We start from the raw sequence: 13,655 nt of genomic DNA, 5'->3' as shown, positions 1-13,655 counted from the left end.
ATGGATGATGCCATTCGCCAAGGGATAGAGGAGTTATGGCATGATCGCGGTTGATACAAATATTGTTATTCGCTTGTTAACTCAGGATGATGAGTTACAGTTTAACAAAAGCGTGGAGATTTTTAGAAAACATGATGTTTTAATTCCAGATACGGTAATTCTGGAAACCGAATGGGTGTTGCGTTTTGCTTATAAGTTTAAACCAACGGATATCTGCAAAGGGTTGAGAGATTTGTTGGGTTTGCCAAGTGTTTATGTTGGCAATGCTAGCTTGATTGCTCAAGTTATTCAATGGCATGAAAATGGTTTAGACGCAAGCTGATGCGTTTCATTTCGCACAGAGTCAGCATTGTGAAGCGTTTTACACGTTTGACGAGAAGTTTGGCAAAAAAGCTCAAGGGTTAACTTCTTGTCGGGTGAGTAAGCTGTAAAAATTCAAGTTTTGCCCTGGAAACTAGCAAAATATTAATTGATCGCACTTTTTGTCTGGTATACTTTCATCATGGAAAAATGTGTCCGCCTGTAGGGGCGCACCGACGTGCGCCCGCTTACAAAAGTACGCTTAATTATTGATACAATTGACTCAAGAGACGATCGCTAATTGCATCCCATCTCCTCAACCAAATCACGCTCGCGATCGCATCCCTTCAACCCAATCACCACGCGATCGCAGTTTTTCCCTTCAACCTCACCCAAACGCGATAACGAAGCGCAGATCGCATTCTCTCGCCTCCATGATGGGCTGAGTAGGGAAGGGATGCTGGCAATCTGATCACAGTTAGGTTATGTTCTAGGGCAAGCTGCTTTCGTGCTAAACTTTTAATACTCCCTATCCTGTACGAAATTATGGCTTCTGTCGAGAAGGTAATGAAAGAAGCTTTATCATTGCCTAGTGCATTGAGAGCGTGGTTGGCAGAAAAGCTAGTTGAAAGTCTTGAGTATGATATAGATGAGACACTACAAACTCTTTGGGTAACGGAAGCGAAAAAGCGGAGAGATGAAATCCGCAGCAGTTTTGTTCAACCGATTCCTGGAGAAGAAGCGTTAGCTCAAGTGAGACGGCTTCTGGAGTCATGAAATATGTCTTTCATCCAGCCGCTTTAACTGAATATGGTGAAGCGGTTGAGTTTTATGCACAGCGTCGGGTTGAATTAGCAAAGGCTTTTATTAATGCGGTTGAGGATGCCATTTTTCGGATTGTTGAGTCACCGGATCGTTGGGCTGTCGTTGACGAAGATATTCGTCGATGTCTGACGCGCAAATTTCCTTATGGAATTTTATATACTATCGAGGACGATTATATTTTGATTGTAGCGGTGATGCACTGTAGCCGAGAACCAGGATACTGGAAAGTGCGTGTCGCACCGAAACCATCAGATGGATGAAATAGCATCGCACTATCTTCCCTCAACCTAAACCAAACGCGATCGCACTCTCTTCCCTCAACCTAACCCAAACAGCGATCGCGCCTTTTTTAGGGTATTATTTCATCATAGAAAAACGTGTCCGCCCGTAGGGGCGCACCGACGTGCGCCCTCTTACCGACGTGCGCCCTCTTACAAAAGTACGCTTAATTAATTGATACAATTGACTCAAGAGACGATGGCGAATCGCATCCATTCTATTCAACCCAATTCATACGCGATCGCACATCACACCCCAATCCAATGACTACGCGATCGCATCCCTTCTATTCAACCGAATCACGCCCGCGATCGCACATCACACCCAAATCTTATCGCCCCGCGATCGCATCCCTTCTATTCAACCCAATTACCAAGCGAATTCCCTCGTAGCAGTTAAAGGTGAAATATGTCATGGTTCGTGGAGTAGCGATGTAGGTTGGGTAGAGCGAAGCGAAACCCAACTATACCCAGGTTTCCGTTGGTCTTTCGTGATTATTGATAGATATCAGAATGTTGGGTTTCGTGCCTCAACCCAACCTACGAGGCGAGCGATCGCTACGAGATCGGCGATCACACTGCTATATGGTTACTCCTGAGCCCAATCAACCTCAGATTCCTCTCTACTACTCGTCATCCCATAATCCTTGCGCTACACGATAAATAGTTGCTATGGTGTCTACTATTCCTTGATCGTCATCGGTCTTGCAATTTTTAAACTTGTCGATACCCAGCTTCGACGCCTCTGTAATCACATCCTGAATGACTTCTAGCATATTGTATAGTAAACCTTCGGGAAATAGCCGCTTGCTATGTGCTGTCACCTTGTAGTTCCAGTGACTCGGCGGGTTTCCGTGCGGGTCGTAGTGGTATCCCCGGCGTTTTGCGTCGAGTGAACATAACAAGCAGTTTTGTGATTGCGCTCCGCCTACTATCTGGCCTCCCTCCGCCTTCGTCGCTTTTGCCGGCAAATGTTTTGTATCCAGCTTGTCGTATAATTCATTGAGGGCTGCTTCGCAGTGGACTGATCTGCCTTTCTCTTCCATCGTTTGTGTCTCATCACATTCGTATTTACCATTTGCGTCGTATCTTTTGATACCCCCCTTGTTGGACATCACAACATATTGTCCATTATCTAGTTTCTTTATTGCTATGTATGGATCTTCTAATGTCACTTGAGCGCCGTAGTCTCGGACACATTGACGTTCCACCCCGTCTAACGTATTTATCCCTTGTCTTAGTTCTCCTAACTTACCCTTTTCACTCGTTTTTTCACTCGCTTCTGCTGTTAAGTGTTGCCAAATCATTTCTTGGATTTTATTGACGATAGTCAACCCTTTCTTCCCCCATTGCACCGTCGGCTGACTCTCCTTCTCTTTTCTTTCTGACTGTTGAACTCTTTTCTTCTTTGTGGCCTTCTTCTGTGACTCAATCATGTCAGTCCATAATTGCTGGAATTTAGGGTTATCTTTCCCATCATCAAGATCTTTGCTTTGAATCTCGACCGCCGTCGTCGTAGAGTTCGGCCAAATTTTCACTACTTTTGCCTTATTTACCGCCCCCTTCGCCATGAACGTTTCAGTTACTCGAACCAGCCCGTTCTGCCATAAATATATGTCTCCCTTCCTCGCCTGCCGTTCCTTTCCCAAAAGTGTTCTTTGTACTACCTTCCGCTCTGGGTTCAGCACCAAACCCTTAAATTGCTCAGCCTTAGACGACTTGAAATGCTCCTGCTCTTCCTCCTGCAAACCTTTATTTTCTCTCTGCACCCCTCCCCCTTTCTGCTGCACAACATGAGTCAACTCATGCGCCAACAACTCCTGTCCCCCCTTACTCCCCGGCTCATACGCCCCTTCTCGAAAGAAAATATCCTCCCCCGTCGTAAACGCCTTCGCCTGAATCGCCTGATTCAACTCATCCGACTTGGCATCCGTATGCACCCTCACCCCTCTAAAATCCGCCCCAAACTCCCGCTCCATCGGTTCTCTCACCGACTCATCCAACGGTTGTCCACTCCCCCGTTTCCCCTGTATCGACGCCTCCAACTCCGCCGACGCCTCCGAGGTTTCCCCCTCACTATTCACTTTTCGATTAACCCTCACCCCTTCTATCGGGGAATTCCTTACCCCCGTCACCCCAACTCCTGCTTCAAGCTTTCCCCCACTCCCTGCATCAGACTTGAGTCTCACCTCTTCCTCATCCCCCATCTCCTGACGCTGCACCGTCTCCGGTGTCTGGGAATGAATCTTATCCACCACCTGACGCGCTACCCTATCCGCTTCCTGCTCATACACATCATTCGGTTCCCCGATAGTCAGCTTCGCCTGGATGGGTAGACTTATCTCGGTTTCCGCTAACCCCTTCTCTTCTCCTCCCGCTTCTACCTGACTCCCCTCTCTCACGCCTTCCGGGGGGATGGTTAGGGGAGAGGTTCCCTCCTCCTGTTGCTTCTGCACAGGCGTCTGTTCCAAATTGCCAAACATCCGCCGCCGAATCCCCTCCCGCGCTAGTTGACTTGGCATCCCATACCCCAGAGGTTGACTCAACCCCGTCTCCGGCTTCGCCTGTATCTCCCCACTCACCGCTTCCTCTGACACCTGCGTCGGGTTCTGCACCTGTTGGGTTTCCTGTGGCGCCGTTTCCTTCGGCGCTTCCACCATCGGTTCAACATTGCCAAACATTGTACGGCGTATCCGCTCCATCGCCTCCTTACTGGTATGTACTCCCGTCACCTCCCAGGATGGCTTCGTCTCTTTCTTTGTCTGGATATGGGTTTGGGGGAAAAAGGAAGAGGTGGCTTTAGCTGGCGGAGTCCAAGAGGATTTTTTTACTCTGTCGTAAGTCATGGTTAGCCTCGAAATCGGGATGGGAATGCAGTTGGTGTAGGGTTGAGTAGATTTCCTTTAAGGACGATTTTATCCCATTGGCGTCAGGGTAAATCTAAAGGAAATCTAAACTATTATCTCACTGACTGAAGCGGGTTTTCTCCTCAGACTAAAACGGGTTCAAAGACAACCCCGCGTAACGGGTCAGCATATTGGTTACTTTCTCTATTTTTTCATAGATTGACTCCTTTTAATCTACCTTCCTCCCCTGCTCCCCCTGCTCCCTCTGCTCCCCCTGCTCCCCCTGCTCGTAGGGGGGAATGAGGGGGGTTGGGAAGGGAGCTGGGGGGTTAGGTTTTTCCATCTCGCCGCCGTATCCACAAAGGGACAAGAGGAACCATCACATAAAGACTACTGGCTCGGCACACCTAATTTGGTGGATTAGCCTTGTGAAAAGAAAACTTGTATAGGGGCTAAAGCCCCTACTACAAACCTACACCATCCGCCGCCAAAATCCTGTATCCCCCTTTAGCAAAACCCCCAACCAACCATCAACATTCCCCTCAAAAAATCTATCCATTCCCATCCATTTTTCTATAGCCATCTGTCCCCAATTCCCTGATAATAACAACCAGAAACTTTAACCTATTTAATCTCACTAAAAAAAATGTACACCCACCCCATTGCCAACCCCGCCAACGCCCACACCCTCCACACCGCCATCACCCACATCGAAAAACGCCTCAACGCCTACATCACCCGCTTTTCCCAATCCACTCCCGAACCCCTCCCCGATATCGACACCTTCCTCAACACCGCCGCCCAAACCTCTTCCCCACCCCTCGCCCTCACCCACCTGTGCAACACCTTCCACCTCACCCCCTTTGAACGCAACACCCTACTTTTATGCGCCGCTTCTGCCTTAATTCCCTACTTTCCCCAACTCTGCATCGAAGCCCAAGGTAGCCCCCAGTACCCCTATCCCACGTTTAACCTCGCCCTGCACCTGTTTGGCAATCCCGCTGTATCCTTTGGTGGCGATGAGGCGATGAACGCCCTTACCCTTACCGCCCCCCTACAGTATTGGCAACTGGTGAATACGGAATCCTCTGTGCCGCTTCCCCTCAGCCCCCTGCAACTGGATAATAGTATTTTGCTGTATCTATTGGGTCAACCCTATCAAGACACCCAGTTGATGCATTTGATTCAACCCGTAGACACGCCGATTCCGGCGACGCTGCAACCGTCTCATCAACAAATCGCCGATCGCATCGCCCAGTTATGGCAGACTAATCCTAATACTCTAGGGGAATCCACCGTCGCGGCGGGTGTTGAATCCCCGTTATCTGCCCCTCGCCTTCCATCTGTAGAGACGCGCCATGGCGCGTCTCTACAACCACAATTGCCCATCATCCAACTGTGTAATACTACCCCCAGCGCCGCCTCTGCCATTATCACCACCGTCGCCTCCCTGCTCAATCGCCCCCTCAAACGCCTCGAAGCCCATCGCCTCCCCACCTCTCTCCCGGAAGTCTCTCACCTCATCCGCCGTTGGCACCGCGATGCTATCCTTACCCAGAGTATCCTCTTCCTAGATTGCCAGGAATTCAACACCAGCCATATCCCCCTTATGGAGGCACTCTGCCATTTCCTCAAAGACATTACTACCCCCCTAATTATCAGCACCCCCCAACGCCTCCCTTACGCCCAACGCCCTTTATTACCTACGATATCCCCGCCCTCACCCATCTCGAACAACTCCACCTCTGGCACACCCACCTAGGCGAAACCGCCTCCCAACTCAATGGGGAAATCCCCGCCATCGTCGCCCAATTCAACCTCACCCACACCGATATCCAAGCCGCCTGCATCGCCTTCAACTCTGATATCGCCCAACTGGAAAACCAACCCAAAGCCAAAGGGCGTAAAACAACCCCCCCTGACACCCAACCCCAACCTTCACCCCTCACCTCCCACCTCTGGGATATCTGTCGCATCCAATCCCGCCCCCGTTTAGAAGATTTGGCACAACGCTTAGAACCCACCGCCACTTGGGATGATTTTGTTTTACCGGAACCCGAACTTAAACTGCTCAAAGATATGGTGAATCAGGTGCGCCAACGGGTTAAAGTGTATACCGAATGGGGATTTGCCCAGAAAAGTAATCGGGGTTTGGGTATAAGCGCCCTATTTGCCGGACAAAGTGGTACAGGGAAAACTATGGCGGCGGAAGTTTTGGCTAATGCCTTACGCTTAGATTTATATCGAATTGACCTATCTGCAGTAATTAGTAAATATATCGGTGAAACGGAGAAAAATCTACGCCGTATCTTTGACGCCGCTGAAACTGGTGGGGCGATTCTCCTATTTGATGAAGCTGACGCCATCTTTGGCAAACGCACTCAAGTCAAAGACTCCCATGACCGCCATGCTAATGTAGAAGTTAGTTATCTGCTGCAGAGGATGGAAGCCTATCAAGGGTTAGCAATTCTCACGACTAATTTAAAAGAATCTGTTGACCAAGCTTTTTTACGCCGCATCCGCTTTATTGTCAAATTCCCCTATCCTGATGCCGATTCTCGTGCCAAAATTTGGGAGAGAATGTTTCCTAAACAAACCCCAACTCGGAAACTGGATTATGGTAAATTAGGCAAACTCCAAGCCACCGGGGGAAATATCCGTTCCATTGCTATGAATGCTGCCTTTTTTGCCGCTGATGAAGGCAAACCCGTGACGATGCAACATATCCTAGACGCCACCAAACAAGAATGCGCCAAATTAGAACGGGGTATCACTTCAACGGAAATTCAAGGCTGGGTGAAATAATTGGGGGCTGCTGAATAAGTCTTGTGGTGGGGTTAGGGAGCAGGGGGAGCAATGTAGAGACGTTCCATGGAACGTCTCTTAGCTGGGGGAGCAGAGGGAGTTGTGCAGCAAGCCCTACATACATACAACCGTTCCCTATCCTCAAGCTGATTCAGGATTAAGTAACCAAGAGGGATGGATTAACAATTCGGCGGCGGAGCGCTTCTCAACCATCTCGCGGGTAATGGCGCAACGGGTAATATCTTTGCGCGAGGGCACCTCGTACATAACTTCTAACATCACCTCCTCTAAAATTCCCCGCAACGCCCTAGCCCCAGTTTTGCGGCGAAAGGCTTCTTGTGCGATCGCGCGGAGGGCTTCTGGGTGAAACTCCAGGCGCACGTTATCCATTTTCAGGAGTTTTTGGTACTGCTTGACCAAGGCGTTGCGGGGTTGGGTTAAGATTTCCACTAAGGAGTCTTCATTCAGGGATTCCACAGCGGTAATCACCGGTAAGCGCCCAATGATTTCTGGAATCACCCCAAATTTGATTAAATCGTCCGGTTCTAAGTGTTTGGACAATTCCGATGAAGACAGTTGGGGCGAAGGCGTCTGACTCGGTTGAACAAAGCCCATTGAACGTTTCATAATGCGTTGCTCGATGATTTGCTCTAACCCGACAAAAGCCCCCCCACAGATAAATAGAATATTACTCGTATCCAGTTGAATAAACTCTTGATAGGGATGCTTGCGCCCTCCTTGGGGCGGTACATTAACCACAGTTCCTTCTAATATTTTCAGCAAGGCTTGCTGAACGCCCTCACCGGAAACATCCCGCGTCATTGAGGAATTTTCACTCTTGCGCGTAATCTTATCAATTTCATCAATATAAACAATACCTTGCTCAGCAGCTTCTATATCGAAGTCAGCCACCTGTAAAAGTCGCAGCAGGATATTTTCCACATCATCCCCTACATAACCTGCTGCTGTCAGCGTTGTGGCGTCAGCCATAGCAAAGGGAACATTAAGCAGGTTGGCGAGAGTTTGAGCTAAAAGGGTTTTACCGCAACCCGTCGGACCAATTAATAAGATGTTGGACTTTTGCAGGGTGATGTTGTCATCCAATCCACTGGATTCATAATTATTTTGAACCAGGTTAAGGCGTTTGTAATGATTATAAACTGCGACACCAAGAACTTTTTTCGCTTGGTCTTGACCAATGACATACTGGTCTAGCGCTTGTTTAATTTCAATCGGCTTGAGTAAGTGATACCGGGTTTTACGAGGGGAATAGTCGGGTTGTGGATAAGGGTGATCTGCGGTTAAGGATGGGTAGTTGAGGCTTTCTCCATGAGATTGTAGCAGTTCTTCCTCTAAAATTTGGTTGCACAGTTCTACACATTCATCACAAATGAAAACGCTAGGACCGGCAATCAACTTATTAACCTGTTCCGAGAACTTACCACAAAAAGAACATCTTAAATAGGAATCGAATTTGGACATTATCTTGTCTGAGCTGTTGGGGGTCAGTGACAGCAATCTGGCTTGAGGGGAGAGAATGGCTGGAGCAAGCGAATCGCTGCTATAGCTAGGGTAGGGTCATGACAAAAGTTAATCGGTAGGATTTTTCCCATGGAAAGCAATATTCTCTGTTCAATTGATACCTGCCATGACGGGAACCATGCAAACCCCTCTACTTCAATTGTAGTTTCCAGCGATCGCAAAAGGGAAGCAGGGGAGGTGTGGGAGGTGGGGGAATTAACCCAAAATTCTACCTTACCCCGTTCCCTGTTCCCTAACCCAGGACGAATGATGAATGACTTATGACCAATCCGTTCGTGCAATTTATTCTCAATTAACCGATTTTCTTGCAAATAGGTAGCGTCAGTCACTATCATTGTCAATAATCGGGTTTTTTTGAGAGGGTGATTATGCCTCCGTATACAGCCGCTTCACTTAAAGCTGAACTCAATTCCCGGGGTTGGCGGTTAACGCCGCAGCGAGAAACGATTCTCCACGTTTTTCAGAACCTTCCCCGAGGAAACCATCTCAGCGCCGAGGAACTCTTCCATTTGCTGGAGAAGCGGGGAGAGCCAATTAGTTTATCCACAATTTATCGCAGCGTCAAGTTGATGGCTCGCATGGGTATCCTGCGGGAATTGGAGTTAGCCGAAGGACATAAACACTACGAACTGAATCAGCCGTTCCCTAATCATCACCATCATCTGGTGTGCATTCAGTGTAACCAGACCATTGAATTTAAGAATGATTCGATATTAAAACAGGCAATGAAGCAGGTGGAAAAGGAAGGGTTCCAGCTTATTGACTGTCAGCTTACCATACACAGCGTCTGTCCAGAAGCCCTGCGGATGGGATGGCCCTCCGCACTTCCGAGTAATTGGCGCTGCACCCGATCAATAGCAGCAGAAGATCCCCAAGAGGTAGACAGTCCCTGTTAACCTGTCATACTACATGGAGGTTAAGTACCCTCTCTTTGGTACTGGAGTTTAGACAAATTCAATCTTGCCGGAAAACTCTGAGTGTCTTATTCAAGACATCTCTAAGCCCATGCCGTCTTCCAACACAGACCAAAGAAAAAGGCTGCGCTGGGTACATCTCATACTTTAGACTATCAAATAGACAAATAATATCCAGTAGAGATTTAAAGAAGATTACGACGATATGAATATCAGTGAAATTACCCATCCGAACCAGCTACACGGTTTGTCGATTCGTCAACTTGAGGAAATTGCCCGTCAAATTCGGGAACGGCATCTGCAAACTGTAGCCAAAAGCGGTGGTCATTTAGGTCCTGGGTTAGGGGTTGTCGAACTGACCCTGGGATTATATCAGACACTCGACTTGGATCGGGATAAGGTGATTTGGGATGTCGGTCACCAAGCCTATCCCCATAAGATGATTACGGGACGCTATGATCGCTTTTACACCCTACGGCAAAAGGATGGGGTTGCTGGTTACCTCAAGCGCTGTGAGAGTCAGTTTGATCACTTTGGTGCGGGTCATGCGTCTACCAGTATTTCCGCCGCCTTGGGGATGGCGCTGGCGCGAGATATCAAAGGAGAAAACTTCAAGACAGTAGCGGTGATTGGGGATGGTGCCTTGACGGGGGGTATGGCATTAGAAGCGATTAACCATGCTGGACATTTACCTAACACCCGACTGTTGGTGGTACTCAATGATAATGAAATGTCCATTTCTCCCAACGTGGGCGCGATTTCCCGTTCTCTGAACAAAGTGCGCCTGAGTAAGCCGATGCAGTTCTTAGCGGATAATTTAGAGGAACAGTTCAAGAATTTTCCCTTGTTTGGGGAATCCTTGACCCCAGAATTGCAGCGGGTAAAAGAGGGGATGAAGCGGTTAGCTGTACCCAAGGTAGGGGCGGTTTTGGAAGAACTAGGTTTTACCTACATGGGACCTGTGGATGGTCATAACTTAGAAGACTTGATTTCGACGTTCAAAGCAGCACACACCTATTCAGGTCCTGTGTTGGTGCATGTGGTGACAACCAAAGGAAAGGGTTACGCGATCGCAGAACAAGATCAAGTCGGCTATCATGCCCAAAGCCCTTTTGATTTAGCCACCGGCAAAGCCATTCCATCCAGCAAGCCTAAACCTCCTAGCTATGCTAAAGTTTTTGCCCACACCTTGGTCAAATTAGCCGAAAACAATCCCAAAATTATCGGCATTACCGCCGCTATGGCGACGGGGACAGGGTTGACCAAACTTCAGGAAAAACTGCCCAAACAATACATTGATGTCGGAATTGCCGAACAGCACGCCGTTACCCTAGCCGCAGGGCTGGCTTGCGAAGGAATGCGACCCGTGGCTGCAATTTACTCCACCTTCCTGCAACGGGCTTATGACCAGATCATTCACGATGTATGCATCCAAAACCTACCCGTGTTCTTCTGCTTAGATCGCGCCGGTATTGTCGGTGCTGATGGTCCGACACACCAAGGTATGTATGATATTGCCTATCTCCGCTGCATTCCCAATATGGTGATCATGGCACCCAAAGATGAAGCTGAACTGCAACGGATGATCGTAACGGGTGTGAATTACACCGATGGACCCATTGCTATGCGTTATCCACGGGGTAATGGTTATGGAGTTGCCTTAATGGAGGAAGGATGGGAAGCCCTACCCATTGGCAAGGGCGAAATTCTCCGCAATGGCGATGATATACTGCTGATTGGCTATGGTTCCATGGTCTATCCGGCATTGCAAACGGCGGAGATTTTGAGCGAACACGGAATTGAAGCAACCGTGGTTAATCCTCGTTTTGTCAAGCCTTTGGATACGGAGTTGATTTTGCCCCTAGCGCAGCGAATTGGTAAGGTTGTTACCTTAGAAGAAGGGTGCTTAATGGGGGGCTTTGGGTCAGCCGTGGCTGAAGCGTTATCGGACAATAATGTTTTAGTGCCAGTGAAGCGGTTTGGTGTACCTGATAAGTTAGTAGACCATGCTAAACCCGATGAATCGAAAACCGCTTTAGGGTTAACGCCTTCCCAAATGGCGGAACAAGTGCGCGAAGCGTTCTTTAATAAACAACCGTCGGTGGTTAGTTAACTTCCAGCGACAATATTGTAGAGACTTAGCAGGCTAAGTCTCTGCTATTTATAACAACCGCAAATGCCGTGTCTAGTTAATATTCAACCGTTAAGAATCTACCGAGGTTTTTACGGCAGCTAGCAACTCTAAATGCGGAAAACTTCGCTCCTTAGAACGCGCCAGAAGATTGGTTTCAGTCGGCAGTCTCAGCTTCGACGCTAAATTGAGGAACTCAAGCATTTTAATGAAGCTAAATGTGGGGTCTGGAAGATAGACAATCTTTCCCGAACGAATAGTGATACCATGGCGACTGGAGGACTGAAAAGCATGATGGAGATTATGCCAGCCTTCACCCAAAGTTAGAAATGCAACCAACTGATTATTTCGACTGAGATCGTCGGTGATAAACGGTTGTTTACCCACAATATGGCAAAGGGAGTTGACGGTTTGCACGCCATGGAAAAGCAGAGTTGTGCTGAGAAAAAATGCACCGAGATATTCGACACCACCGATGAAATAGGAAATCGCCCCAAGTGCCACTAAAGGGATAAAGTGCAAACGGTCAATTAACCTTAAAATGGCATCATTCTCAACATCCATCGGCAGCTTGTCAGGAAAGAACCGGGGGGATAAGAGCCAACCCCCTTGAGACCAATAGAATCCTCCAATCCCCTGAATCGGTGTATAAGGGGAATGGGGATCGAGATCTTGCTCAACATGTTGATGATGGGCTACATGGTGCGCTTTCCACCAACTAGGACCCATCTGCCCCGCCGCCGCCCCCACAATACATCCCACCCATAGAACTGGAGCAGGAGCCTGATAGCTTTTGTGGGTGAGCAGTCGATGGTAGATGCTCGTCGTTGCCAGCATACGGATTACATATAAAAATATGATCCATACCAGAGCGCCCCAGGATAAGCCAGTCACTAGAACTAGCAACGAGCCGATATGGCTGAAGATAATTAGCGTCGGACCGATGAGATAAGAAACAATTGTGAGTGAGGAATACTGCCTCATTTTTTTTCGACTGTCCTAAAAAGTTTTCTTGCCCATTGCCTCTAGATAGTTAGGGCAAGTCTGGCTTGTCTATTTGGCGTCAACTTGTTGAAGCAACACGATCAAAAGACATTGATGAATGGGGTGAACTAAATCTGTGCAAATCTATGCAGACAAGCTAGAAGTGTCTCATATTGCTGGTTTCATCCGTTGATGGTTGTCGTTAGGGACGTCTCTGGAAGCAAGGCACTTCTCCCACCCACCGGAGCTTAACCGTACCTAGCACCCCGCTAGGTGATACTCCGCTTCAAGTCGTAACGCTTGTGCTCTAAACTTAAGGTTGAGCCAACCCAAGTTTAGAGCAACAGATACAGACTTTCCAATCGAAGCTAAGTATCGAACCGTCCGCATCAGTAAAATTGTGCGGACTTCTGCATATTTCAGAAAGCGAGTAATCTCACGATCACCGCCGCGATGCAGAATGTTCATTGCGGCATTTTTGTCTGCTTGAATTACGTCCCCTGTGTAACAGATAAAACGATCCCCATCCCGTTGACCCAATAACGTCCCGGTACGAGAACACATTTGCGACGTATAAGCTGGATTCACCACAGACACTGTTGATCCAGTCTCCAATGCGATCTTCTCGATTGAAGCTTGTAGTTCACCTTTCATCCATTGGTTTAGCTTACGATTAATCAGCTTCCCTTGCTGTTTCCCAATGATGGGCGAGGTGAGGTCTTCTGCAAAGATGCGAGTCGGTGAGGTGATCAGGAGTCTTAAATCTTTGCGAATGAAATTCTGAATGGTTGCTTTTTCTTTTCTTAGTTTACGCGATTTGACTTTGTGACCCAGATTATTTTTGAGGATTGCTGCCGATTTTTCCGGGTTGTTTTTTCCATGAGAGCGCAGTCTGTAACGGTTGCGATTTGTGCGGGTGATGCGCTTCGTTTTCTCGGTCATAAGATGTCCTACTCCATCGGCAATGCTGTCCCCATTTGAGGTGTAGAAGGCTTCGGTATATCCCTTGTCAATACCGATTTCTTGATCG

Annotated in this window: 11 protein-coding genes and 2 pseudogenes; 8 read left to right on the top strand and 5 right to left on the bottom strand. The window is 48.1% G+C overall.

Translation table 11 applies throughout. The features are described 5' to 3' along the window. Positions 1-40 precede the first annotated feature (40 nt). The 5 genes and pseudogenes from RIM23_RS28590 (at position 41) to RIM23_RS28570 (ending at position 1,796) form a co-directional block, all read left to right on the top strand. A pseudogene (locus tag RIM23_RS28590) lies at positions 41-431 on the top strand (type II toxin-antitoxin system VapC family toxin). A 170-nt stretch (positions 432-601) separates the two neighbouring features. Further along, positions 602-772 carry a hypothetical protein gene (locus RIM23_RS28585; protein ID WP_446371592.1) on the top strand — a complete coding sequence of 57 codons (171 nt, stop codon included), beginning with the start codon at positions 602-604 and terminating at the stop codon, positions 770-772. A gap of 74 nt (positions 773-846) precedes the next feature. Next, complete coding sequence (locus RIM23_RS28580) at positions 847-1,077, top strand: addiction module protein (protein ID WP_446371590.1); 231 nt, start codon at positions 847-849, stop codon at positions 1,075-1,077. After that, a complete protein-coding gene (locus RIM23_RS28575) occupies positions 1,074-1,385 on the top strand; it encodes a type II toxin-antitoxin system RelE/ParE family toxin (RefSeq protein WP_446371588.1) in 312 nt (103 codons plus the stop codon). Before RIM23_RS28580 ends, RIM23_RS28575 begins: the two co-directional genes overlap by 4 nt. Positions 1,386-1,667: 282 nt before the next feature. After that, a complete protein-coding gene (locus RIM23_RS28570; RefSeq protein WP_446371586.1) occupies positions 1,668-1,796 on the top strand; it encodes a hypothetical protein in 129 nt (42 codons plus the stop codon). A 233-nt stretch (positions 1,797-2,029) separates the two neighbouring features. On the opposite strand, the gene RIM23_RS28565 is transcribed toward RIM23_RS28570, so the two are convergent. Beyond that, complete coding sequence (locus RIM23_RS28565) at positions 2,030-4,249, bottom strand: eCIS core domain-containing protein (RefSeq protein ID WP_446371584.1); 2,220 nt, start codon at positions 4,247-4,249, stop codon at positions 2,030-2,032. Positions 4,250-4,895: 646 nt separating this feature from the next. Here RIM23_RS28565 and RIM23_RS28560 point away from each other — a divergent pair. Beyond that, positions 4,896-7,054, top strand: a pseudogene (locus RIM23_RS28560) (ATP-binding protein). A gap of 141 nt (positions 7,055-7,195) precedes the next feature. On the opposite strand, the gene clpX reads toward RIM23_RS28560, so the two are convergent. After that, entirely contained in the window at positions 7,196-8,536 is a 1,341-nt protein-coding gene (gene clpX / locus RIM23_RS28555; protein ID WP_446371582.1) for an ATP-dependent protease ATP-binding subunit ClpX, read from the bottom strand. A 23-nt stretch (positions 8,537-8,559) separates the two neighbouring features. After that, positions 8,560-8,931 (bottom strand): hypothetical protein, encoded by a 372-nt coding sequence (locus RIM23_RS28550; RefSeq protein WP_446371580.1) that lies wholly within the window; start codon positions 8,929-8,931, stop codon positions 8,560-8,562. Positions 8,932-8,964: 33 nt separating this feature from the next. On the opposite strand from RIM23_RS28550, the gene RIM23_RS28545 reads away from it, so the two are divergent. Then, positions 8,965-9,492: a transcriptional repressor gene (locus RIM23_RS28545; protein WP_446336248.1), complete on the top strand. Its 528-nt coding sequence runs from the start codon at positions 8,965-8,967 to the stop codon at positions 9,490-9,492. 223 nt (positions 9,493-9,715) lie between these two features. Continuing rightward, positions 9,716-11,623, top strand: coding sequence for a 1-deoxy-D-xylulose-5-phosphate synthase (gene dxs / locus RIM23_RS28540; RefSeq protein ID WP_446371578.1), 1,908 nt, complete (start codon positions 9,716-9,718; stop codon positions 11,621-11,623). Between the two features lie 90 nt (positions 11,624-11,713). Here dxs and RIM23_RS28535 read toward each other — a convergent pair whose 3' ends face one another. Both RIM23_RS28535 and RIM23_RS28530 read right to left on the bottom strand, forming a co-directional pair. Next, positions 11,714-12,625: an acyl-CoA desaturase gene (locus RIM23_RS28535; RefSeq protein ID WP_446371576.1), complete on the bottom strand. Its 912-nt coding sequence runs from the start codon at positions 12,623-12,625 to the stop codon at positions 11,714-11,716. A 258-nt stretch (positions 12,626-12,883) separates the two neighbouring features. Continuing rightward, the coding region (locus RIM23_RS28530; protein WP_446371575.1) for a zinc ribbon domain-containing protein at positions 12,884-13,655 on the bottom strand (772 nt) is incomplete at its 5' end.

This window comes from Coleofasciculus sp. G3-WIS-01, assembly GCF_040223135.1.
In the GTDB taxonomy this organism is placed as follows: domain Bacteria; phylum Cyanobacteriota; class Cyanobacteriia; order Cyanobacteriales; family Coleofasciculaceae; genus Coleofasciculus.
This window is presented reverse-complemented; position numbering and strand designations above follow the sequence as displayed.

Bases quoted from the DNA above. Each gene is read 5' to 3' on its own strand.
- RIM23_RS28580 (WP_446371590.1), top strand. From the start codon at position 847: ATGGCTTCTGTCGAGAAGGTAATGAAAGAAGCTTTATCATTGCCTAGT.
- RIM23_RS28575 (WP_446371588.1), top strand. From the start codon at position 1,074: ATGAAATATGTCTTTCATCCAGCCGCTTTAACTGAATATGGTGAAGCG.
- RIM23_RS28570 (WP_446371586.1), top strand. From the start codon at position 1,668: ATGACTACGCGATCGCATCCCTTCTATTCAACCGAATCACGCCCGCGA.
- RIM23_RS28565 (WP_446371584.1), bottom strand. From the start codon at position 4,249: ATGACTTACGACAGAGTAAAAAAATCCTCTTGGACTCCGCCAGCTAAA.
- clpX (WP_446371582.1), bottom strand. From the start codon at position 8,536: ATGTCCAAATTCGATTCCTATTTAAGATGTTCTTTTTGTGGTAAGTTC.
- RIM23_RS28550 (WP_446371580.1), bottom strand. From the start codon at position 8,931: ATGATAGTGACTGACGCTACCTATTTGCAAGAAAATCGGTTAATTGAG.
- RIM23_RS28545 (WP_446336248.1), top strand. From the start codon at position 8,965: ATGCCTCCGTATACAGCCGCTTCACTTAAAGCTGAACTCAATTCCCGG.
- dxs (WP_446371578.1), top strand. From the start codon at position 9,716: ATGAATATCAGTGAAATTACCCATCCGAACCAGCTACACGGTTTGTCG.
- RIM23_RS28535 (WP_446371576.1), bottom strand. From the start codon at position 12,625: ATGAGGCAGTATTCCTCACTCACAATTGTTTCTTATCTCATCGGTCCG.